The 22,580-nt window shown below is 64.4% G+C and carries 21 protein-coding genes and 1 pseudogene; 11 read left to right on the forward strand and 11 right to left on the reverse strand.

What is annotated here, in order from left to right; all coding sequences use genetic code 11:
• Nucleotides 1-11 precede the first annotated feature (11 nt).
• The 5 genes from HUJ28_01910 to HUJ28_01930 all read right to left on the reverse strand — a co-directional run bounded on the left by HUJ28_01910 (nucleotide 12) and on the right by HUJ28_01930 (nucleotide 6,035).
• On the reverse strand, nucleotides 12-2,864 hold the full coding sequence (locus tag HUJ28_01910; GenBank protein MBD3618214.1) for a valine--tRNA ligase: 2,853 nt from the start codon (nucleotides 2,862-2,864) through the stop codon (nucleotides 12-14).
• Between the two features lie 113 nt (nucleotides 2,865-2,977).
• On the reverse strand, nucleotides 2,978-3,418 hold the full coding sequence (locus HUJ28_01915; GenBank protein ID MBD3618215.1) for a hypothetical protein: 441 nt from the start codon (nucleotides 3,416-3,418) through the stop codon (nucleotides 2,978-2,980).
• A 4-nt stretch (nucleotides 3,419-3,422) separates the two neighbouring features.
• A complete protein-coding gene (locus tag HUJ28_01920) occupies nucleotides 3,423-3,851 on the reverse strand; it encodes a DNA polymerase III subunit chi (GenBank protein MBD3618216.1) in 429 nt (142 codons plus the stop codon).
• A 7-nt stretch (nucleotides 3,852-3,858) separates the two neighbouring features.
• The gene (locus HUJ28_01925; protein MBD3618217.1) at nucleotides 3,859-5,352 is read right to left on the reverse strand and encodes a leucyl aminopeptidase; all 1,494 of its coding nucleotides are present in this window, start codon (nucleotides 5,350-5,352) and stop codon (nucleotides 3,859-3,861) included.
• Nucleotides 5,353-5,513: 161 nt separating this feature from the next.
• Entirely contained in the window at nucleotides 5,514-6,035 is a 522-nt protein-coding gene (locus HUJ28_01930) for an RDD family protein (GenBank protein MBD3618218.1), read from the reverse strand.
• A gap of 132 nt (nucleotides 6,036-6,167) precedes the next feature.
• Here HUJ28_01930 and HUJ28_01935 point away from each other — a divergent pair, with 132 nt between their 5' ends.
• The 4 genes from HUJ28_01935 (at nucleotide 6,168) to HUJ28_01950 (ending at nucleotide 7,941) form a co-directional block, all read left to right on the forward strand.
• Nucleotides 6,168-6,524, forward strand: a complete 357-nt coding sequence (locus HUJ28_01935; protein MBD3618219.1) for a DUF2173 family protein — start codon at nucleotides 6,168-6,170, stop codon at nucleotides 6,522-6,524.
• An 88-nt stretch (nucleotides 6,525-6,612) separates the two neighbouring features.
• Entirely contained in the window at nucleotides 6,613-6,927 is a 315-nt protein-coding gene (locus HUJ28_01940; GenBank protein ID MBD3618220.1) for a DUF2173 family protein, read from the forward strand.
• A gap of 12 nt (nucleotides 6,928-6,939) precedes the next feature.
• A complete protein-coding gene (locus tag HUJ28_01945) occupies nucleotides 6,940-7,269 on the forward strand; it encodes a DUF2173 family protein (protein ID MBD3618221.1) in 330 nt (109 codons plus the stop codon).
• A 138-nt stretch (nucleotides 7,270-7,407) separates the two neighbouring features.
• Nucleotides 7,408-7,941 (forward strand): hypothetical protein, encoded by a 534-nt coding sequence (locus HUJ28_01950; protein ID MBD3618222.1) that lies wholly within the window; start codon nucleotides 7,408-7,410, stop codon nucleotides 7,939-7,941.
• Nucleotides 7,942-8,026: 85 nt separating this feature from the next.
• Here HUJ28_01950 and HUJ28_01955 read toward each other — a convergent pair whose 3' ends face one another.
• The 3 genes from HUJ28_01955 to mobA are packed head-to-tail and all read right to left on the reverse strand — an operon-like array spanning nucleotide 8,027 to nucleotide 10,384.
• Nucleotides 8,027-9,271: a molybdopterin molybdotransferase MoeA gene (locus tag HUJ28_01955; protein ID MBD3618223.1), complete on the reverse strand. Its 1,245-nt coding sequence runs from the start codon at nucleotides 9,269-9,271 to the stop codon at nucleotides 8,027-8,029.
• Nucleotides 9,268-9,810 (reverse strand): molybdopterin-guanine dinucleotide biosynthesis protein B, encoded by a 543-nt coding sequence (gene mobB, locus HUJ28_01960; GenBank protein ID MBD3618224.1) that lies wholly within the window; start codon nucleotides 9,808-9,810, stop codon nucleotides 9,268-9,270. The genes HUJ28_01955 and mobB overlap by 4 nt, the downstream gene beginning before the upstream one ends.
• The gene (mobA, locus tag HUJ28_01965; GenBank protein ID MBD3618225.1) at nucleotides 9,803-10,384 is read right to left on the reverse strand and encodes a molybdenum cofactor guanylyltransferase; all 582 of its coding nucleotides are present in this window, start codon (nucleotides 10,382-10,384) and stop codon (nucleotides 9,803-9,805) included. The genes mobB and mobA overlap by 8 nt, the downstream gene beginning before the upstream one ends.
• Nucleotides 10,385-10,463: 79 nt before the next feature.
• On the opposite strand from mobA, the gene HUJ28_01970 reads away from it, so the two are divergent.
• The 7 genes and pseudogenes from HUJ28_01970 (at nucleotide 10,464) to HUJ28_02000 (ending at nucleotide 18,175) form a co-directional block, all read left to right on the forward strand.
• The gene (locus tag HUJ28_01970) at nucleotides 10,464-11,867 is read left to right on the forward strand and encodes a nodulation protein NfeD (protein ID MBD3618226.1); all 1,404 of its coding nucleotides are present in this window, start codon (nucleotides 10,464-10,466) and stop codon (nucleotides 11,865-11,867) included.
• Between the two features lies 1 nt (nucleotide 11,868).
• Complete coding sequence (locus HUJ28_01975) at nucleotides 11,869-12,672, forward strand: slipin family protein (GenBank protein ID MBD3618227.1); 804 nt, start codon at nucleotides 11,869-11,871, stop codon at nucleotides 12,670-12,672.
• Nucleotides 12,669-13,592, forward strand: a complete 924-nt coding sequence (xerD, locus tag HUJ28_01980; GenBank protein ID MBD3618228.1) for a site-specific tyrosine recombinase XerD — start codon at nucleotides 12,669-12,671, stop codon at nucleotides 13,590-13,592. Before HUJ28_01975 ends, xerD begins: the two co-directional genes overlap by 4 nt.
• An 82-nt stretch (nucleotides 13,593-13,674) precedes the next feature.
• Nucleotides 13,675-14,424: a DsbC family protein gene (locus HUJ28_01985; protein MBD3618229.1), complete on the forward strand. Its 750-nt coding sequence runs from the start codon at nucleotides 13,675-13,677 to the stop codon at nucleotides 14,422-14,424.
• A gap of 119 nt (nucleotides 14,425-14,543) precedes the next feature.
• Nucleotides 14,544-15,655: pseudogene (locus tag HUJ28_01990) on the forward strand (PQQ-dependent sugar dehydrogenase).
• Between the two features lie 3 nt (nucleotides 15,656-15,658).
• On the forward strand, nucleotides 15,659-16,015 hold the full coding sequence (locus tag HUJ28_01995; GenBank protein ID MBD3618230.1) for a DUF2007 domain-containing protein: 357 nt from the start codon (nucleotides 15,659-15,661) through the stop codon (nucleotides 16,013-16,015).
• A gap of 402 nt (nucleotides 16,016-16,417) precedes the next feature.
• Nucleotides 16,418-18,175, forward strand: coding sequence for an AAA family ATPase (locus HUJ28_02000; protein MBD3618231.1), 1,758 nt, complete (start codon nucleotides 16,418-16,420; stop codon nucleotides 18,173-18,175).
• Between the two features lie 164 nt (nucleotides 18,176-18,339).
• On the opposite strand, the gene recQ is transcribed toward HUJ28_02000, so the two are convergent.
• From recQ to trxA, 3 genes are all read right to left on the reverse strand, one after another.
• Nucleotides 18,340-20,490: a DNA helicase RecQ gene (gene recQ, locus HUJ28_02005; protein ID MBD3618232.1), complete on the reverse strand. Its 2,151-nt coding sequence runs from the start codon at nucleotides 20,488-20,490 to the stop codon at nucleotides 18,340-18,342.
• A gap of 107 nt (nucleotides 20,491-20,597) precedes the next feature.
• The gene (pyrC, locus tag HUJ28_02010) at nucleotides 20,598-21,638 is read right to left on the reverse strand and encodes a dihydroorotase (protein MBD3618233.1); all 1,041 of its coding nucleotides are present in this window, start codon (nucleotides 21,636-21,638) and stop codon (nucleotides 20,598-20,600) included.
• Nucleotides 21,639-21,684: 46 nt separating this feature from the next.
• On the reverse strand, nucleotides 21,685-22,548 hold the full coding sequence (gene trxA / locus HUJ28_02015) for a thioredoxin (protein MBD3618234.1): 864 nt from the start codon (nucleotides 22,546-22,548) through the stop codon (nucleotides 21,685-21,687).
• Nucleotides 22,549-22,580: the final 32 nt, after the last annotated feature.

A 22,580-nucleotide genomic window follows, 5' to 3' on the forward strand; every position in this document is an offset into this window, starting at 1 on the left:
TGCGGGTCCTCCTACAGGGCGCGGATCTTCTCGCGCTGGGCCTCGAGCTGTTCGAGGGCCGTGCGCATCTCGGCCTGGCGGTCGCGCTCCTTCTGCACCACCTCGGCCGGGGCCTTGTCGGCGAAGTTGGGGTTGGCGAGCTTGGCCTCGGTCTTCTCCAGGTTGGACTGGATCTTGCCGATCTCCTTGTCCAGGCGCGCGAGCTCGGCGTCCTTGTCGACCAGGCCGGCCAGCGGGATGAGGATCTTCATCTTGCCGACCAGCGCGGTGGCCGATTCCGGCGCCTCGGCATCGGCGGCCAGCCACTCCACGCCCTCGGGCCTGGCGAGGAAGTTGATGAAGGGGGCGTTGGCCGTGAAGCGGGCCTTGTCGGCCTCGGTCCAGTCCTGCAGCAGCACCGGCAGCGGCTTGCCCGGCGGGATGTCCATCTCCGCGCGGATGCGGCGCATGCCGAGGATGAAGGTCTTCACCCACTCGATGTCCTGCATCGCCTGCGGATCGACCTTGCCTTCGTCCGCCTCGGGGTAGGGCTGCAGCTGGATGGTGTCCCCCCGGCTGCCGGCCAGCGGCGCGATCTGCTGCCAGATCTCCTCGGTGATGTACGGCATGATCGGGTGCATCAGGCGCAGCAGGGTCTCGAGCACGCGCACCAGGGTGCGGCGGGTGCCGCGCTGGGCCGCGGCCGGTGTGTGCTCGTCGAACAGCACCGGCTTGGAGAGTTCCAGGTACCAGTCGCAGTACTCGTGCCAGGTGAACTCGTAGAGCGCCTTGGCGGCCAGATCGAAGCGGTAGTGCTCGATGTGGTCGCGCACCTCGGCCTCGGTCTGTTGCAGCAGGCTCGTGATCCAGCGGTCGGCCAGCGACAGCTCGACCTCGCCCTCGATGCCGGTGGCCGCTCCCGACGTCCTGTCTCCCGTGGCACTTGTACCTCCCTGTACATCGTCCTTCCCTTCCGTCTGCATCAGCACGTAGCGCGCGGCGTTCCACAGCTTGTTGCAGAAGTTGCGGTAGCCCTCGATGCGGTTGAGGTCGAAGCGGATGTCGCGGCCGGTGGAGGCCAGCGAGGCGAAGGTGAAGCGCAGGGCGTCGGTGCCGAAGGCGGGGATGCCGTCGGGGAACTGCTTCTTCGTCGACTTGCGGATCTTGTCGGCCATCTGCGGCTGCATCAGCCCGCTGGTGCGCTTGGCGATCAGGTCGTCGAGCGCGATGCCGTCGATGAGATCGATGGGGTCGAGCACGTTGCCCTTGGACTTGGACATCTTCTGGCCCTCGGCGTCGCGCACCAGGCCGTGGACGTAGATCTCGTGGAAGGGCACGTCGTCCATGAACTTCAGGCCCATCATGATCATGCGGGCCACCCAGAAGAAGATAATGTCGAAGCCCGTGACCAGCACCGAGGTGGGGTAGAAGGCCTTGAGCTCGTCGGTGTTGTCCGGCCAGCCCAGGGTGGAGAAGGGCCAGAGCGCGGAGGAGAACCAGGTGTCGAGCACGTCCTCGTCCTGGGTGAGCACGACGTCGTCGGCAAGCCCGTACTTCGCGCGCGCCTCGGTCTCGTCGTGGGCAACGTAGACCTGGCCGTTCGCGTCGTACCAGGCCGGGATGCGGTGGCCCCACCAGAGCTGGCGGCTGATGCACCAGTCCTCGATGTTCTCCAGCCAGTTGTAGTAGGTCTTGTCCCAGTTCTCGGGCACGAACCTGATGCGCCCGCCGCGCACGGCGTCGATGGCCGGCCGGGTGATGGCCGCACGGCCGCCCGGGCGGCCGTCGTCCTGCTGCTCGCGTGTGAGGTCCACGAACCACTGGTCGGTGAGGTAGGGCTCGATCACCGCACCAGAGCGGTCGCCGCGTGGCACCATCAGCTTGTGGTCGACGACCTTCTCCAGCAGGCCCGCGGCCTCGAGGTCGGCGACGATCTGCCTGCGCGCGTCGTAGCGGTCGAGTCCGCGGTATGCCTCCGGCGCGTTGTCATTGATCTTCGCGTCAATGGTGAAGATGTTGATCTGCGGGAGGTCATGCCGCTGCCCGACCGCGTAGTCGTTGAAGTCGTGCGCGGGGGTGATCTTCACGCAGCCGGTGCCGAACTCGGGGTCGACGTAGTCATCGCCCACGATCGGGATCTCGCGGCCGGTGAGCGGCAGGCGGATCATCCGGCCGATGAGGGACTTGTAGCGTTCGTCCTCCGGGTGCACGGCCACCGCACTGTCGCCGAGCATGGTCTCTGGACGGGTGGTGGCGACCACCAGGTGCCCGGAGCCGTCGGCCAGCGGGTAGCGCATGTGCCACATGTGGCCGTTCTCCTCCTCGGAGACGACCTCCAGGTCGGAGATGGCGGTGTGCAGCACCGGGTCCCAGTTGACCAGGCGCTTGCCGCGGTAGATCAGGCCCTCCTCGTGCAGGCGCACGAAGACCTCGGTGACGGCGCGTGACAGGCCGGCGTCCATGGTGAAGCGTTCGCGGCTCCAGTCCAGCGAGGCGCCCATGCGGCGCAGCTGGCGGGTGATGTGGCCGCCCGATTCCTCCTTCCAGTCCCACACGCGATCCAGGAAGGCCTCGCGGCCGAGGTCGTGGCGCGTCTGGCCGGCGGCGGCGAGCTGGCGTTCCACCACCATCTGCGTGGCGATACCCGCGTGGTCGGTGCCCGCCTGCCACAGCGTGTTGTCGCCCTTCATGCGGTGGTAGCGGATCAGCGCGTCCATGATCGTGTCCTGGAACGCGTGGCCCATGTGCAGCGTGCCGGTGACGTTCGGCGGCGGGATCATGATGCAGTAGGGCTGGCCCTCGCCCTTGGGGGCGAAGTGACCGGCCTGTTCCCAGGTCTGGTACCAGTGCTGCTCGATGGCGTGCGGGTCGTAGGTCTTTTCCATGGATGCGGTCGCGTCAGCGGATCGAATACGGTGTGCCGGCCGGTGTGCCGTCCTGACGGACGCGCGACCGGGGCGCGTAAAGCGGGGAAGTATATCGCAAGCGGGCGGGCGGTTCAGGCCGGCGGTTCGTCGGCCGGGCCGGCGAGCTCCTCGTGCAGCGCGGCCATCACGCGGCCGACGATCTCGTCGCGGGCCTCGCGCAGCTGGCGGGAGAGGGCCTCGTCCACCAGGGCCTCGATGCGCGGCTCCAGGGCGCTGAGCAGGGCGGCGGCATCGATGTCTGCTGCCGGGCCGGAGGTCCCGCTGCGTTCCGGGGCCGCCGGGGAGGCGTCCTCGTACGCCATCCCCAGCCACGCCTCGGCCTCGCGCACGGCCTCGGCGAAGAAGTCGGCATCCTCCGGTTCGGCGGCCGGGGCGTCGGTGGCCGGCTCCGGCTCCAGCTGCATGTCCAGCTGGCCGTCGGTGGCGGGTGCCGGTCTCGGCCGGCTGTGGCTGCCGGGCTGCACCAGGTCGGTGAGGGTGGGGATGTCGGTGTCGCGGTCTCTGGCGGTCATGGGATCACCGGTCGAGTTCGTGGGTGGCGAGCGGGTAGCCCCGGTCGCGGTAGAAGCGGAAACGCTCGCGGCCGAGGCGGCGGGCCGCCTCGTCGCGGTCGATGATCTCGGCCACGCGCTCGAAGCGGCTGAAAAAGCCCGGCACCTCGGGGGCGAGGTTGATGAGCACCTCGCACTCGCCGGTCGGCTCCCAGCACTCGCTGAGGGTGACTGGACAGTCCGCGCCGGCCTCGGTCACGCGCTCGTGCGGCAGGAAGCTGCCGTCGCGAAAGGTCCACAGCAGCTCGTCGAGCATCACGGCCTCCTCGGCGGAGGCGGCGTGCAGGTGCACCCGATGTCCCATGCCCCAGGCCTTTTCCGCCAGCCGGCAGGCCGTGAGGTGGCGGCCTGCCCTGGCGTCATCGCCGAGGATGTAGAAGTCGACGCGGGTCATCGGCCGGTCAGTGCGCCCGTTTGAGCAGCCAGGACATGAGCAGCGGCACCGGCCGGCCGGTGGCGCCCTTGTCCTTGCCGGACTTCCAGGCCGTGCCGGCGATGTCCATGTGCGCCCAGTGGTACTTCTTTGCGAAACGCGAGAGGAAGCAGGCGGCGGTGATGCTGCCGGCCGGGCGACCGCCGATGTTGGCCATGTCGGCGAAGTTGCTGTCCAGCTGTTCCTGGTAGTCGTCCCACAGCGGCAGTTCCCAGGCCGGGTCCACCGCGTCCTTGCCGGCGGTCAGCAGGTCGTTCACCAGTGGGCTGTGGTTGCCGAGCACCGCCGAGGCGACGTGGCCCAGGGCGATGATGCAGGCACCGGTGAGGGTGGCGATGTCCACCACGGCGGCGGGGTGGTACTTCTCCACGGAGGTGAGGGCGTCGCAGAGTACCAGGCGGCCCTCGGCGTCGGTGTTGAGGATCTCCACGGTCTGGCCGGACATCGTGGTGACGATGTCGCCGGGCTTGCTGGCGCGACCGTCGGGCATGTTCTCGGCGGCGGCCACCACGCCGACGATGTTGATCGGCAACTGCAGTTCGCAGACGGCGGTGATCACGCCGAACACGCTGGCGGCACCGCCCATGTCGAACTTCATCTCGTCCATGGCCGCCCCCGGCTTGATGGAGATGCCACCGGTGTCGAAGGTGATGCCCTTGCCCACCAGCACCACCGGTCTGGCATTCTTGTCGCCGCCGCGATAGTCCATGGTGATGAGCTTGGCCGGCTGTTCGCTGCCCTTCGATACGGAGAGCAGGGCGCCCATGCCGAGCTTCTCCATGTCGGTCTCTTCCAGCACCTCGACCTTGAGCTTGCGGAAGGTCTTCTTCAGGCGCTGGGCCTCTTCCGCCAGGTAGGTCGGGGTGCAGATGTTGCCCGGCAGGTTGGCCAGGTCCTTTGCCCGCTTCATGCCGGCGGCGATGGCCATGCCCTCGCGGGCAGCCTGCTCGCCCTTCATCAGCTCGCGGCGGGTGGGTACGTTGAGTACGATCTTCTTCAGCGGCCGTTTGGCCTCGGGCTTCTTCTCGCTCTTGAGCTGGTCGAAGCGGTAGAGCGCATCCTCGGTGTGAATCACGGTCTGGCGGATCTTCCAGGCGCTGTCCGCGCCCTTGACCGCCAGCTCGGTGAGATAGGAGACGGCCTCGGTGGCGCCGCTGGCGTTGACGGCACGCACGGCCGCGACCGTGGCCTTCTGCAGGGCCTTTTCGTCGAATTCGCGCTCGCGGCCGCAGCCGACAACCAGCACGCGGTCACAGAGGGTGTTGGGCAAGTTGTAAAGCCACAGGGTCTGGCCGAGATCGCCCGTGAGGTCGCCGCGGCGCATCAGGGCGCCGATCATGCCCTCGCTGGCCTGGTCGATGGCCTTGGCGGCGGTGGACAGACGCTTGGACTGGAACACGCCGACGATGACACAGGCGCTGCGTTGTTTTTCGGGCGTGCCGCTCTTGATGGCAAATTCCATGGGGGTCTCCTGTTGATCGTGGCGAGGATCGCAGTGGCCGGCACCGGTATGCGGTCTTCCGGCCTGCGTCGATGCGTCCAATTCTAGGGAAAATCCCGGCGAGTTACACGCAAAGGCATGGATTCCGCCCGGGCATTTCCCGCTGGCAGCAGACTCGGCTGCTAGCCATGATCATCGTCGTCGCCGCTCCGGTCGCCAGCAGGCTTGCGTCCGGCGCGTATGTACACGAGTCGGGTGCCCGAGTAGAGGTCGTGTAGCGCCAGGCGATCGGCGCGAACCAGGCTGAGCAGGAAACCGCCACCCAGCAGTGCCCAGGAGACCAGTGCCCAGAGATAGCGCTTGAGCGCATCGCCCCAGCCCAGCCTGCCGCCGTCGAAGCGCTCCACGCGCACGCCCCAGGTCTTCATCCCCAGCGACTGGCCGCCATGGGTCCAGAACCAGCCGTAGAAGACGTACACCACTGCGAGCAGGTAGGCATAAAAGCCAAGACGCAGCAGGAGACTGCCTTCGTAGAAGGCCGGGCGCAGCGCCTGTGCATCGTCCATGGGGGGCGTGAGCAGGACCACGGGTGGGATGCTCGCGATGAAGACCAGGGCGGCAATCAACAACAGATCGTAAACAATGCAGAGCAGACGGCGTACCAGGCCCGCCGTCGGCAGGCTGTCGGTGCTGTGTAGAGTCATGTTTTCGGGAAAAGGCGCTTTATGGATAAAGGGATGCTTGTGTGTTAAATACAATACTGCAAGGGGGGGATTGATAACACAGACAAGCACAATAAATAAGAAAATTTTAATAAACCACTCGGAGGAAATTCCATGAGCGTAGTCTCGGAGCTGATGCACCTGCCCGGCGTCATTGCGGCAGGTGAGTATTCATATCGGGGGGATCGCTATTCCTATGAAGGCAAACTGGACGAGGAAATGGCGCGCATGGCGTCCATCATGTGCCGCGCCACCAGCATGGGGGTGCACATGGAGGGCGGCATACTCGGTGACTACTGCGAAAACTGCGGCCTGGTGCCCGTGAAGGGCTGGGCGGTGAAGGGGCCGCACTTCGCCGTCTGCGTCATGGCGAATGTGTTCTGTTTTCTCGACGCACAGGCCGGTTCATTGAACGAGGCGATGCGCACCCTGCAGCGCAACCTCGCGGATGCGCCGGATAACCTGATCTGAATAACAACAAGCCACATCACAACAACACAACAACACAAATCACCACTGATTCAGGATTGGAGGGAACATGGCTGATCTCGACAAACTCATGGGCCTGCCGGGTGCGATGGCGGCGTTCGAATATTCCGACAAGGGGGAGCTGGTCGCCAGCAAGATCGCTTCGGGGGCCGATCTCAACGAACAGGTACTGGACATGCTGAGTCATGTCTGCGTGGCCAATGTCTCGATTGCCACCATGCAGGCGCGCGGTTGGGAAGGGCTGACCGGCATGAAGGGCTTCTACCCGATCGGCGGCTTCACGCTGATGGGGGTGGACTGGTCTGCCGTGGCCCGCGGTACCCAGGGCGTGGTGCTGAAGAACAGCGACGCGGACTATCAGGCCGCCTACGACGCGCTGGCGTAACGGGGAGGTGGCATGATCAAACGAATGCTGGCATTGGACGGCGTGCAGGTCGTCGTGCATTTTCGCGATGACGGCCAGTTCGTCGAGGGCTATGGCGGGTTGCCGGAAGAGCACATGGTGCGGCTGGCCCGTTTCGCCCATGAATACAAGCGACTCACCCAGGGGAATGCCGATCAGCTTTCCATGTTCACGCAGCGCCGTGGCTGGACACCGCCAAAGGGCTGGATCGTGCATGGACAGGCCATGAGCGTGTGTAGTGTCGGCAACCTGGCATGTGTGATCGACCACACAGGCAATCTGAACGAAATCATGAAGGAACTCGAAGAAGCGTCGAGTTATTGATGTCGTCTCTTGTCATGAAAACGGGCCCGGTCAACCGGGCCCGTTTTTTTTACGCCTGGATAATTCACTGATTGTGTTTGAAAAAAAACTTTTAACACATATACTCGGGGTGAACTTCTTTTTGGGAGACAACCACCAATGGCTGGCGTAAAGAAGGCTGCAACGAAGAAAAAGGCTGCGCGTCGCGCGGCCGGTACCAAGAAGGCGAGCACGAAGAAGTCCACCACGAAAAAGACCGCTACCCGTCGCGCAGGCACGAAGAAGAAGGCGGTGCGCGCAACCACCACGAAGAAAAAGGCTGCGACGAAGAAGAAGGCCGCTGCCAAGAAAAAGGCCGGCGCACGCAAGGGTGGCGCCACCCGGGCACGTAATGCCGCTTCCCGCGAGCGCGCCGCCAAGCAGCGCGAGCTGGTGAAAAACCTGCGCGATACCGTCAAGGCGCTCAAGGCCGAGATGAAGGCGGTCAAGGACCAGGCAAAGGCCGAAGCGAAGCTGTTCAAGGAAGAACTCAATGGCGTCCTCAAGCGCGAACAGGAACTGCTCAAGTTGGGTGAGAAGAAGGCCGCCGAGATGATTCGTCACGGCGAACGCTGGGAAAAGAAACAGATCGCCAGAATCAAGAAGGCGGTCGGCAAGAAAAAGAGCCGTCGCAAGAAAAAGGCGGCATCCTGAGCGATCAGGCAGTAACGAAAAAGGCGGCCCGAACGGGCCGCCTTTTTCGTTGAGCCACAAAAAAATGGTGACAATCGTCTGCTGCTCAGAACAACCCGGCGAACGGAATCACCTCCACCCATTCCCCCGCCTCGACATCCCCCGACTCGCGCGGCAGCGCGATGAAGCAGTTGGCCCGGCTCATGGAGCTCAGCACATGCGAGCCCTGCAGGCCGGTGGTGTCGACGGCGAGCGTACCGTCGTCCGCCTGTGCGAGGATACCGCGCTGGTAGTCCTTGCGTCCCGGCCTTTTCTTCAGGCGGTTCTGTGTGCGTGCCTTCAGCATGAGTGGCGGAACTGGAATGGCACCGGCGCGCTTGAGCAGCGCCGGGCGTGCGAACAGGATGAAGGTGGCCATCACGGATACGGGATTGCCGGGCAGGCCGAAGAACACGGCCTCGCCCAGGCGGCCGAAGGCGAGCGGGCGGCCGGGTTTCATGGCGATCTTCCAGAAATCCACCTTGCCCAGCGCGTCGAGCGTCTGTTTCACGTAGTCGGCATCGCCCACCGAGACGCCGCCGGAGGTGATGACCACGTCGGCATGGGCTGCGGCCTCGGCGAAGGCGGCGCGCACGGCCGCGGGGTCATCCGGGATCACGCCCATGTCGCGGATGATGACCGGCAGGCGCTCGAGCAGGGCGTGCAGGGTATAGCGGTTGCTGTCGTAGATGTCGCCCTCGCCGAGCCTGCTGCCGATGCCCTTGAGTTCGTCGCCGGTGGAAAAGAAGGCCACCACCGGCCGGCGATGGACGTCGATCTCGGCGATACCGAAGGAGGCGAGCAGGCCGATGTCGGCGGCATTCAGCCGGCGGCCGGCCTCGAGTACCACCTCGCCGGCCTGCATGTCCTCGCCGGGATGGCGCACGTTGTCACCCGCCCGCTGCCCCGGCGCGAGGATGATGGTGTCGCCCTGGCGTTGCACGTTTTCCTGCATGACGACGGTGTCGGCCCCCGTGGGGACCACGGCGCCGGTCATGATGCGCACGGCCTGGCCGGCCGCGAGTTCGCCTGCAAAGGGTCTGCCGGCGAAGGACCCGCCGATCACGGCAAGTCGCGCCTCGCCCTCTGCCGGCAGGTCGGCGGATCTCACGGCATAGCCGTCCATCGCCGAGTTGCGGTGGGGCGGTACGTCGAAGGGGGCCGTCACATCGGTGGCGAGCACGCGGTCGAGCGCGGCACGCAGAAAGACGCGTTCGCGGCCGCTCACCGGCTCGACGATGCGGTCGATGAGTGCCTGTGCCTGTTCGACCGTGAGTGAATTCGGATCGTATTCGTCGCAGCCGTGGTTCATGCGGCAGGCCCTTTCCTGAGGTGGTTCATGATGAAGTCGGCCACGCCTGCCGGGTCGTTGATCGACAGCAGTGGCAGCCCGGTGTCGAGCATCTCCGGCGCGTCGGTGGCGATGGCGATGATGTCGCTGTCCGCCGGGTACAACAGCGGCTTGCCGACCTCGCGGCGATGCAGCTCGATCTTGGGGAAGGCCTCGTGCTTGAAGCCCTCGACCAGGATGAGGTCGGCCCGGTCCTGGTCGATGCGGGCGACGAGCTCGGCCAGTTGCGGCTCGCGCGGGCTGTCGAGATCGGTCATCAGCGCCCAGCGGACATCGGAGGTGATGAGCATCTGCGCCGCACCGGCCTTGCGCAGCTCGTAGCTGTCCTTGCCGGGCTGGTCCACGTCGAAGGCATGATGCGCGCGCTTGATCATGGCGATGCGCAGGCCCCGCTCCCGCAGCAGGGGGATGAGCTGCGTGAGCAGGGTGGTCTTGCCCGTGCCGCTGTAGGCGGCAAAGCCGAGCACCGGGATGCGGGCCTGGATGGGGCGATCAGTCATGTCCTGCGAGGTCCTGCGGCGTGTTGATGTTGGTGAAGACGTCCGGCTGGTCGGAAAAGTCTACCGTGACCGGTGCCTGTTCACGAACCCAGGCCTGCACCCGGCGCTCGCCGGCGTCGAGAAAACGGGTCAGCGAGGGGGCGATGCGGGTGCGCAGGAGCGCGAACAGCGGCTGCAGGCGTTCGCCATCCTGCGGCACGGCGAGGCCGGCGGCGGGGGTCGCTTCCAGTGCGGCAGAAAGGCGCGACGGCCAGTCCTGTGGCGGGTGCGGGCAGTCCACGGGCAGCAGGAGCAGCAGCGGCGTGGTCACGACAGCCAGTGCGGCCTCGATGCCGGCCAGCGGACCCGGGTAGTCGGCACGCGTGTCGGCCACCACCCGGCGACCGGTCTGGCCATAGATGTCGAGATGGCGGTTGGCGCTGATGAGGATCTCGTCGCAGCGGCCATCGAGATGGGCCAGGGCGATGTCGATCAGGCGCCGCCCGTCATAGACCACCAGGCCCTTGTCGCGGCCGCCCAGGCGGCTGCCTTGGCCACCGGTGAGGATCAGGGCTGTGAGGGCGTGGGTCGTCATCGGCTTGCGGTTGCGGTTGCGGTCTCGGGCCAGACGCGCGATGCTACCACAATCGCAGGGCCTGAAACGGGAGCGAGAAATGGGCAGAGGATGGCGCAGGCTGGTGTTTCTGACGCTGTTTGCCGTGGGCGGGCTGCTGGCCGTGCAGGCGCAGACGCCGCGCCCGGCCGTGGTGCTCGACATCAAGGGCGCGATCGGTCCGGCCACGGCCGACTACGTGGTGCGCGGGATCGAGCGCGCCGAGGAGCGCGACGCTGCGGTGGTGGTGCTGCGCATGGATACGCCCGGCGGTCTCGACACCTCCATGCGGCAGATGATCAAGGCCATCCTCGGCTCGCGCGTGCCCGTCGCGACCTACGTCTATCCCTCCGGCTCGCGCGCCGCCAGCGCCGGCACCTACATCCTCTACGCCAGTCACGTGGCGGCCATGGCGCCCGCCACCAATCTCGGTTCGGCCACGCCGGTGCAGATCGGTGGCATGCCTGGCATGCCCGAGGAGCCGAAGTCACCGGCAGGGCCCGCCTCCCCGGAGCAGTCGGGTGAGGAGGATAAGCCGGCGGCGGGGGAGGAGTCGAAGGCGCCGAAGCCGGGCGATGGCAGCACCGCCATGGAGCGCAAGGTCATCAACGACGCGGCCGCCTATATCCGCGGCCTGGCCGAGCGGCGTGGCCGCAATGCCGAATGGGCGGAGCGCGCGGTGCGCGAGGCGGTCAACCTCACCGCCGAGGAGGCAGCGGCCCAGAACGTGATCGACCTGGTGGCCGAGGACCTCAGCGACCTGCTGCAGCAGATGCACGGTCGTACGGTGAAGATGGAGATCGGCGGCATCACCCTGGATACCGCCAATGCACCGGTGGAATTCGTCGAGCCCGACTGGCGCTACGAACTGCTGTCCATCATCACCGATCCGAACATCGCCTACATCCTGATGATGATCGGCATCTATGGCCTGATCTTCGAGCTCTCCAACCCGGGTTACGTGCTGCCGGGTGTGGTCGGCGCCATCTGCCTGGTACTGGCGCTGTATGCCTTTCAGGTGCTGCCGATCAACTATGCCGGCCTGGCGCTCATCCTGCTGGGTATCATCTTCATGGTCGGCGAGGCCTTCATGCCCAGCTTTGGTGCGCTGGGGCTGGGTGGGGTGATCGCCTTTGCGGTCGGTTCCGTGATCTTGCTGGACGAGGAGAACCTGAGCGTGTCATTGCCTTTGATCGGGGGTACGGCGCTGCTGTCGGCGGTGTTTTTCCTTTGGGTTGCGGGTATGTTCATCCGCATGCGCCGGAAGAAGTACGTCAGCGGTGCAGAAGAGATGATCGGCGCGCAGGGCGAGGCGCTGGAGGACTTCGACAGGAGCGGGCACATCCGCGTGCACAGCGAACTGTGGACGGGCGTGAGCGAACAGCCCGTACGCAAGGGGCAGCGCGTCGAGGTGCTGTCCATGGATGGATTGAAACTGAACATCAAGGTGTTGGAGGACAACTGATATGGGAATCACGCTGCTGGTACCGCTGGCGATCATCGTCGGCTTTCTCTTTCTCTCCATCAAGATCGTGCCGGAGTACGAGCGCCTGGTGGTGTTCTTCCTCGGTCGCTTCCAGATCGTCAAGCAGCCGGGCCTGCGCATCGTCATTCCGGGCATTCAACAGATGGTGCGCGTGGACATGCGCGTCATCACCATGGACGTGCCCAGCCAGGACGTGATCTCGCGCGACAACGTCACGGTACGCGTGAACGCGGTGCTGTATTTCCGCGTGGTCGATCCCGAGCGCTCCATCATCCAGGTCGAGGACTACTATGCCGCCACCAGCCAGCTGGCGCAGACCACGCTGCGCTCGGTGCTGGGCCAGCACGAGCTGGACGAGATGCTGGCCGAGCGCGACAAGCTCAATGCCGACATCCAGGGCATTCTCGATTCGCAGACCGATGCCTGGGGCATCAAGGTGACCAACGTCGAGATCAAGCACGTGGACCTGGACGAAAGCATGATCCGCGCCATCGCCCGCCAGGCGGAGGCCGAGCGCGAACGCCGCGCCAAGGTGATCAACGCCGAGGGCGAATACCAGGCCTCCAAGCGCCTGCTGGCGGCCGCGGCCATCATCTCCAGGAACCCGCAGGCCCTGCAGCTGCGTTACCTGCAGACCATGGCCGACATGTCGAGCAAGAACTCGAGCACCGTGTTCTTCCCTCTGCCCTTCGACATGCTCAGGGCCTTCAGCGACAAGTTCACGCCGCCGAGCCCGCCGGACTTCCCGGAACTCGATGACGAGGACGACGACACCACCGCATGAGCCGCCCGGCCGAGTCGGTGGCGCCCTCCGCCTCGCGGCGCGCCATCGACCGTTTTCTCGATGCCATGTGGATGGAGCGGGGGCTGAGCGACAACACGCTCGCGGCCTACCGCAACGACCTCGCCGGCCTGGCCGGCTGGCTGGAGGGGCAGGGGAATGCACTGCTCGCCGCCGGCCGCGGCGATCTGCAGGGCTATCTGGCGCACCGCCTGCAGCAGGGTGCACGGCCGCGCTCCACCGCACGCCTGCTCTCCAGCCTGCGCCGTTTCTATCGCTGGTCCCTGCGCGAGGGGCTGGTGACCGCCGATCCCAGCGCCCAGATCGAATCCCCCCGGCTGGGCCGACCGCTGCCCGACACCCTCACCGAGGCCGATGTGGAGGCCCTGCTGGCCGCCCCCGATCTCGCCACCGACCTGGGACTGCGCGACCGCGCCATGCTGGAACTGCTCTATGCCACCGGCCTGCGCGTCTCCGAGCTGGTGGCGCTCAGGCTGGACCAGGTCAGCCTGCGCCAGGGTGTGCTGCGCGTGATGGGCAAGGGCAGCAAGGAGCGCCTGGTGCCCATGGGCGAGGAGGCCGTGGCGCGCATCGAGGACTACCTGCGCGGCGCACGCGGCGATCTCCTGAAGGGGGCGGGGGTCTCCGATGCGCTGTTCGTCACGCGCCGCGGTGGTGCCATGACGCGGCAGGCCTTCTGGTACCTGATCCGTCGCTACGCCGAACAGGCGGGCATACGCCGGCACCTCTCGCCGCATACCCTGCGCCACGCCTTTGCCACCCACCTGCTGAACCACGGTGCCGACCTGCGCGTGGTGCAGATGCTGCTCGGCCACAGTGACCTTTCCACCACGCAGATTTATACTCACGTCGCCCGCGCCCGGCTCAAGGACCTGCATGCGGCGCATCACCCGCGCGGCTGAGCCCGCGGGACGGCAACGGAATTTCCGCCGCCACCGGCGGTCACACCCACATCAAGCCCATTTCATACAGAGCCCTTTCCCGATGATTCGCACGCATGTATTCGGCGTCTTCGCCGCCGCCCTCATGGCCCTGGCCGTCACCACGCCCGTCCTGGCCGAGCCGGCCGACGCCGCCCAGGTCAAGGAGCTCGAGTCCACGCTCACCACCATGATGAAGGGCCGCAAGCCCGATGCCATCAGCGAGACCCCCATCCCCGGCCTGTATCAGGTGAGCTATGGCGTGGACGTCTTCTACATGACGGCCGACGCCCGCTACCTGGTCGACGGTGCGCTCATCGACCTGGCCAACCGCCACAACTACACCGAGACCGCCAAGGCCGCGGGTCGCAAGACCGCCATCGACGGGCTGGGTGACGCCGACATGCTCGTCTACCCGGCGAAGGACGAGAAGCACCGCATCACCGTGTTCACCGATATCGACTGCCCCTACTGCCAGATGCTGCACCGTGAGGTCGAGGCGCTGAACGCGGAGGGTGTCACCGTGCGCTACCTGCTGTTCCCGCGTGCCGGGCTCAACTCCGCCTCCTACCGCAAGGCCGTCAACGTCTGGTGCAGCGAGGACCGCAACGACGCCCTCAGCCGGGCCAAGGCCGGCGAGCCGGTGCCGGAGCAGATCTGCGACAACCCGGTGCGCGAGCACATGCAGCTCGGCGAGGCCATCGGCGTCAGCGGCACCCCGGCCATCGTGCTGGACAACGGCCAGCTGATCCCGGGCTACCGCCCGGCCAGGGAGCTGGTGCAGGTCCTGGAGCACCAGGCCGCGGCCAGATAGGCTTCCGTACGCTGCCAGCACAAGCCCCGCCCCGCGCGGGGCTTTTCGTTGGGGAACACGGCAGGGGCTTCGGGTTCTACACTTGAGAGGCGGTTTTCTGTCACCAGGAGGACATGACGATGCGTTTGCTCACCCTGATCTCCCTGCTGCTGCTCGGCGCCATGGCGCCACTCCAGGCCGCCGAGCGGCAGGCGGCGCCCGACTTCACGCTGGAGCCCGTCGCCGACGGTCTGGGTGTGCCCTGGGGCATGGTCTTCCTCGATGCCGACACGCTGCTCTTCACCGAGCGCGAGGGGCGCCTGGGACGCCTCGTGATCGGCAGCGGCGAGGTCACCTACCTCGACGGCCTGCCCGAGGTCTACGCCAACGGGCAGGGCGGGCTGCTCGACGTGGCGCTGGCGCCGGACTTCGCCGAGAGCCGCCAGCTCTACTTCACCTACAGCAAGCCCGTACGCGGCGAGGGGGCCACCGCCCTGGCCCGCGCGCGGCTCGACGGGAACCGCCTGCGCGACTGGCAGGACCTCATCGTCACCCGTTCCACCAGCGCACCACCCGCCACTTCGGCAGCCGCATCGCCTTCGATGGCAAGGGGCATGTCTTCTTCGGCATCGGCGACCGCGGTGTGCGCGACAACGGCCAGGACCTCACCACCCACGCCAGCTGCGTGCTGCGCCTGAACCTCGACGGCTCGGTCCCGCAGGACAACCCCTTCGTCGGTCGCCGCGATGCCCTGCCCGAGATCTGGAGCTACGGCCACCGCAACCCGCAGGGCCTGGTCTACGATGCCGGGCACGAGCGCCTCTGGCTCATCGAACACGGCCCGCGCGGCGGCGACGAGATCAACCTCGTCCAGCCCGGGCGCAACTACGGCTGGGCGGTGGTCTCTCACGGCCAGGAATACTGGGGACCGATGGACGTGGGCGAGGCGAAGTCAAAGCCCGGCATGGAAGACCCGGTGAAGCTCTACACCCCCTCCATCGCGCCTGGCAGCCTGCTGCTGTATTCCGGCAAGGCCTTCCCCGCCTGGGAGGGCAACCTGTTCTCCGGCGCACTCAAGCTGCGCCATCTCAACCGCGTGGAGCTCAACGACAACGGCGAGGCGGTGGGCGAAGAGCGCCTGCTGGAAGACCTCAACGCACGCATCCGCGCCCTGGCCGAGAGCCCCGAGGGCTGGATCTACCTCTCCACCGACAGCGGCGGGATCTACCGCCTGCGTCCCCGGGTGGAGTAAGGCGTGAAGCTCGTCTACCAGGCCGACCGCGAGGACGAGGCACGCGGCATCAAGCTGATGCTCGAGGCCAACGGCATCCCGGCCGCGTTGACGGGCGAGTTCATGTTCAGCGTGATGAGCGTCGGTATCCCGAAGGTGGTGGGCGTGTGGGTCTATCTCGATAGTCAGGCGGACGAGGCCGAGCGTCTGATCCAGGACCCCGAGTACGAGGTGACCCAGCCGGTAGACGTGGAAGATTTCTATCGCTTCAGCGACAGCAGCGAGGTCAAGGAGCGAGTGCTGTCCCAGATGCTCAAGGTCACGGTCATGGCCGTGGCTGGCTTGTTGCTGTTTATCTGGTTTCTTGCTGCTATGCTTTAATCTGCTTGTGTTCGGGATCTAGGGAGCGAGCCGATGCTGATATCCGAAGAATTTAACAAAATAAGAAGAAACACATTCTTGAAGTCGCTTCCGACTAAACTGTTGCGGACAGGATAAAGTCGTCACGGTAACATCGGCTGTCATCCAGTGCTATCTCTAGAGAATGTTGTTAAAGGGCTCTCGCCCGGTATGCTACGGTTGATGTGAGGGGGCGGTCTCTCTCGTGCTGTTGGCTATGTCTCGAGTTATGGCGAGCGCTTGTTAAATTCTGTGAAGAAACCATGCGTTGAAAAAATTTAGAGTCACTTCTTTGACTGAATATTTTTCGACAAGATCTTTTCGGTGCTTGTGCCTAGTGGGGCTTTGAGTATTAACGGTTTAGTAACCGTCGGATACATTGGTATGCATGAAAAAAACTTAAAAATAAGATCGCTTTCATTATCCGGTTACCGAAGTTTTGGTAGCGAGATACAAAGGTTTGAAAGGTTCGGAAAGATAAACTTGTTTATTGGAAGAAACAATTCTGGCAAATCAAATATTCTTCGATTTATCGTGAATCTATATCCGGCCTTGCCAGGTCGAAAGAATGTTTCCCTCGATGCTTTAGATCGTCACATCCCAGCAGGCGCGAACTTTACTGTTGGTTCGTCTATTTCTTTGGATAAAGATGAATCGGGAAATTATGTTGACGTTGTCGAGAATTCGATTTCGAAGTTGCCGGAGAATCGTCAGAGAGCAACAGAGGCTAGTTCTATACTAAAACTTTTAGTCGAAAAAGCCCGGATTGATGGATTAGAAGACGCTTGGTTCGACTATCAGGACGGCACTAGTGTTATTGGGGCTGACTGGTATCCGGTATTTAATGTATTGAGCGACCGAGAGATTGAAATGCTTTGGAGGGCGTTGACGAGAAGGAGTGGCGGTTCTAAAGATGCTCACTGGATACCTGAAACTGTTATGGCGCTCGCCCCTAGATTCCAACAGGTTAACGCGATAATCATACCTGCGATCCGCAAGGTGGGTGATAAAGGCTCAGAATCTGAGGAGTTTAGTGGCGAAGGAATTATTGAGCGACTGGTAAGGTTGCAGAACCCGGATGTTCACAACCAAGAGGATCGAGATAAGTTTAATAAGATCAATGAGTTTCTGAGGAGTGTTACAGATAATAAATCTGCGACGATAGAGATTCCGCATGAAAGAGATACGATCTTGGTTCACATGGACGGGAAGACCTTGCCTCTAGAATCTCTCGGCACTGGTATTCATGAGGTTATCATTCTCGCGTCTGCGGCGACGATTCTCAATGATGTGGTAATATGCATGGAGGAGCCGGAGCTTCATTTGAATCCGATTCTTCAGAAGAAGCTTGTGAGGTATCTGATTTCATCTACGACAAATCAATACTTTATTACGACACATTCGGCGGCGCTTATGGATGCGCCCGGATCAGAGGTTTATCACGTAAGTTTAGATAATGGATGTTCGGTTATAAGAAGAGTGACATCAGACCGTCATCGATCGAGTATTTGTGAAGACCTAGGTTACCACCCATCTGACTTGCTTCAATCAAATTGCATTGTCTGGGTCGAGGGTCCATCTGACCGAGTTTATTTGAATTACTGGCTGCATTCGAAGTCGCCTGAGTTAGTAGAGGGGATACACTACTCAATAATGTTTTACGGTGGCAAATTGGCTTCTCATTTAAGTGGTAACGACGTTGGTGAATTGGTGGACGAGTTTATCTCGTTGAGGCGCCTCAATCGCCGAGGAGTGATCGTTATTGATAGTGATAAGGCGGGTTCAGCATCAAAGATTAACGCAACAAAAAAACGATTAGTTGATGAGTTTAATGAGGGGCCGGGGTTTGCATGGGTTACGGCGGGAAGGGAAATAGAAAATTATCTATCGGTCGCGGAGGTGCAATCGGCTTTATCAAAAGTTGCGAGCAAATCGAAGCCGGTTTCCGGTTTCGGTAGGTATGATAATATGTTGGCGATTGAAAAAAGAAATGGGGAAATGGGCCAGGCGTCAAAGGTGGGTGTTGCAAAATACATTGTAGAGAACTATGAGTGTGACTGGAGTGTTCTCGATTTAGATGAGAGGGTCGATGCACTGGTGGCATTCATTAGGGAGTCGAATCCAGGAATGCACTTGGAATAGGTGTCAGCATGTCCGATACCGACCCTGCCAATTAAACCTCGGACTTAGAGTGCAATAAGTGAAGAACTTTGCATAGGGTAGTACACGGTCGACTGCTCCGCATTCAGTTCTTTGTCTTTTGGTTATTGCGCGTTACCAAATCTAAACGGCGATACCTAGGCAGATTATTCCTGGTTAAATGCCGCCCGGATACAGCGCAGGATCTCGTAGCTGTACTTCCCTTCCAGCGCGTCATGGATCGGCTTGAGCCGCTTGCCGCCCTCGTGCTGGTCGAAGACAAAGCGAATTCCCTCCAGCGTCTTGTCATCCAGCTTCACCACGTCCGACAGCGCCAGTAGCCCGTGTTCGATGGCCTCGGCCAGGTGGCCGTAGACGGTCGTGGGTCTGACGCCGCGCTCATGCGCGATGGTGTCGATGTCCATGCCGCTCTGGAAGAGGCGCAGGGTCTCGTCGGCGCTGTCGACCGGGTTGGCGTCTTCGCCGTCGAGGCCGGCGTATTCGTGCAGCACGTCCAGAAACGCCTCGCCGTAGGCGTCGAGCTTGCGGTCGCCGACGCCGGAGATCTGGCTCATCTGTGACAATGTGTCGGGACGGTTCTCGATGAACTCCATGAGCGTGGCGTCGTGGAAGATCATGTAGGGCGGCACGCCCTGTTCGTCGGCCAGTTCCTGGCGGCGCCTGCGCAGGGCCTCCCACAGCTTGCTTTCCGGCCGGTCGGTGTAGCGGCTGGCCTTCTCGCGCTTGCCCTGTCTGGCGGCGGCCGCGCGGCTGAGCTTGCGCAGCATGAGCCGGGTGTCGCCGCGCAGCACCGGGCGGGCCTCTGCGGTGAGGTGCAGGCCGCCGTGGCCCTCCACGTCCACGGCCAGCAGGCCGCGGGCGATGAGCTGGCGGTAGAGGTCGCGCCACTGGGCCTGGTTGAGCTCGGTGCCGACGCCGTAGGTGCTGACCTGGTCGTGGCCGAACTGCTTGATGCGCGCGTTCTCGCGGGCGAGCAGCACGTCGATGAGGTAGTTCACGCCGAAGCGCTGGCCGGTGCGGTGCACGCAGGACAGGGCCTTTTGCGCGGCGACGGTGGCGTCCCAGGTCTCGGGCGGGTTGAGGCAGTTGTCGCAGTTGCCGCAGGGTTGCGCCAGCGTCTCGCCGAAGTAGCGCAGCAGGGCCTGGCGGCGGCAGGTGGTGAGCTCGCAGAAGCCGAGCATGGCGTCGAGCTTGTGGCGTTCGACGCGCTTGAACTCCTCGCCGGCCTCGGAGCCTTCCTGCATCTGGCGCAGGGTGATCACGTCCTGCAGGCCGTAGACCATCCAGGCGTTGGAGGGCAGGCCGTCGCGGCCGGCGCGGCCGGTCTCCTGGTAATAGGCCTCGAGGCTCTTGGGCAGGTTGAGGTGGGCGACGAAGCGCACGTCGGGCTTGTCGATGCCCATGCCGAAGGCGATGGTGGCGACGATGATCACGCCTTCCTCGCGCAGGAAGCGTTCCTGGTGGTCGCGGCGGGCCTCGGCGCTGAGGCCGGCGTGATAGGGCAGGGCGTTGAGGCCCTGCTTGCTCAGCCAGGCGGCGATCTCGTCCACGCGCTTGCGCGACAGGCAGTAGACGATGCCGGCGTCGTTCGGGTGCTCGTCGCGGATGAAGCGCAGCAGGCGGTCGCGGGCGTTGCCGTGGTTCTCGCTGATGCTGTAGCGGATGTTCGGCCGGTCGAAGCTGCTGACGAACTGGCGGGCGTCCTCCAGGGCCAGGCGCTGGACGATCTCGCGGCGGGTGGGGGCATCGGCCGTGGCGGTGAGCGCGATGCGCGGCACCTGGGGGAAGCGCTCGTGCAGGATGGAGAGCTGGATGTACTCGGGGCGGAAGTCGTGGCCCCACTGCGAGACGCAGTGGGCCTCGTCGATGGCGAACAGCGCGATGTGCACCCGCTCCAGCAGCTCGAGCGTGCGCGAGAGCATCAGGCGCTCGGGGGCGACGTAGAGCAGGTCCAGTTCGCCGCGCTGCAGCTGCCTCTCGATCGTGCGCGCCTCCTCGGCGCTCAGGGAGGAGTTGAGAAAGGCCGCCTTCACGCCGTTCTGGCGCAGGGCGTCGACCTGGTCCTGCATGAGCGCGATCAGCGGGGAGACGACGATGCCGGTGCCCTCGCGCACCAGCGCGGGGATCTGGTAGCACAGCGACTTGCCGCCGCCGGTGGGCATGAGCACCAGGGCGTCGTTGCCCTGGATCAGGTGCTCGACGATGTCGCCCTGGGTGTGGCGGAAGGCATCGTAGCCGAAGACGCTGTGCAGGACCTCGCGGGCGCGGTCCGAAGACGGGGAGACTGGGGTCATCATGGGCTCGGGTGCTCCTTCACCGTCGGCGGCCGCCGTCCTGGCGGCCCCTTGTTTGTGGATTACGTGTGGGTGTTGCGGTCGATCGCTGCTGCCCGGGCTTCGGCGCGTTATGCGCCGGTCTTCACCTTCCAGTGTACGGTGCTGCCGGCCTGGAAGGGAACGATGGGCCGCCCGTTGGGCAGCGTGATCTCCTCCGGGATCTGCCAGTCCTCGCGCACCAGGGTGACGGTGCCCCGGTTGCGCGGCAGGCCGTAGAAGTCCGGGCCGTGGTGGCTGGCAAAGCCCTCGAGCCGGTCCAGCGCGCCGATCTCGTCGAAGACCTGGGCGTAGAGCTCCAGCGCGCTCCAGGCGCTGTAGCAGCCGGCGCAGCCGCAGGCCGATTCCTTCTTCGCCTTCTCGTGCGGCGCGGAGTCGGTGCCGAGGAAGAACCTGTTCGAGCCGGTGGCGACCACGTCGCGCAGGGCCTGCTGGTGGATGTTGCGCTTGAGCACGGGCAGGCAGAAGTTGTGCGGGCGGATGCCGCCGACCAGCATGTCGTTGCGGTTGAGCATGAGGTGCTGCGGCGTGATGGTGGCCGCGACGTTCTCGCCCGCGCCGCTCACGAATTCCACGGCGTCCTTGGTGGTGATGTGTTCGAGCACCACCTTGAGCGTCGGCATGTCGGCGACGAGCCGCTCGAGGTACTGCTCGATGAAGACCTTCTCGCGATCGAAGATGTCCACGGCGGGATCGGTGGACTCGCCGTGGATGAGGAACAGCAGCCCTTCCTCGGCCATGGCCGCCAGCACGTCGTAGGCGCCGCTGAGGTCCTTCACGCCGGCATCCGAGTGCGTGGTGGCGCCGGCCGGGTAGAGCTTGACCGCGACCACGCCGGCCTGTTTCGCCTTGCGGATCTCCTCGGGCGTGGTGTGCGGCGTGAGGTAGAGCGTCATCAGCGGCTCGAAGTCCGAGCCCGCCGGGCGCGCGTCGAGGATGCGCTGCCTGTAGGCCAGGGCCTGCTCGGCCGTCGCGATGGGCGGCACCAGGTTCGGCATGACGATGGCGCGGTGGAAGCAGCGCGCCGTGGCCGGCACCGTCTCGCCCAGCATGTCGCCGTCGCGCAGGTGGACGTGCCAGTCGTCCGGGGTGGTGAGGGTGATCTCGTTCATGCCTGCTCCTGCAGTGACGGCGGTGGGTTGGTGGTCGGTGACGGTGTCAGTACATCATCGCCGCCATCTTGCGGCGGTAGGTGGAGACCAGCTCGCCCTGGCCGCCCAGCATCTCGAACACGGAGAGCATGCCCTCGCGGCCGGCGTCGTTCTCGAACTTGCGGTCGCGCTTCATGATCTCCAGGTACTGCTCCAGCGCGCCCTCGAGCTGGTCGTCGGCGACCAGGCGCGCGGCGAGCTGCAGCCGGGCGTGGAGGTCGGCCGGGTCCTTCTCGATGGCCTGGCGCAGGCTGGCGGTGTCCGGGGCGTTCTCGGTGAGGCGGATGGCCTTGATGCGCTGCATCAGCGCCTTCACGTCCTCTTCCTGCTGGATGTTGAGCGGTACGGTGCGCATCAGCTCGTCGGCCTCGTCGGCGCGACCGGTCTGGGCGAGGATGCTGGCCAGGTCCACCTTGGCGCGCTCGACGCTGGGGTCGGCGGCGAGCAGGTCGCGCAGGACCTTCTCCGCGCCGGCGATGTCGCCCTCGCGGGCCAGGCGCAGGGCCTCGGCGCGGGTGAGGTCGGACTCGCGTACCACGTGGCGCTCGATGATCTCGCGGATGGCGGGCTCGGGCTGCACGCCCATGAACTCGTCGACCACGCGGCCTTCCCTGAAGACCTTCACCGTCGGCAGGCTGCGCACGCCGAAGCGGCCGGCCAGTTCCTGCTGCTCGTCGCTGTTCACCTTGGCCAGCAGCACCTTGCCGTCATATTCCTCGATGAGTCTGGCCAGCACCGGCATGAGCATCTGGCAGGGCTGGCACCAGCCGGCCCAGAAGTCGACCAGGACCGGTACCTGGTGGGAGTTCTGGAGGACGTAGGTGTCGAAGGTCTCGCTGGTGACATCGAAGATGTAACGGGAATCTGCCATCGGCCTGGGGCCTCCTGTGGATATGTTCGGTG

Source organism: Chromatiales bacterium, assembly GCA_014762505.1.
Taxonomy (GTDB): domain Bacteria; phylum Pseudomonadota; class Gammaproteobacteria; order SpSt-1174; family SpSt-1174; genus SpSt-1174.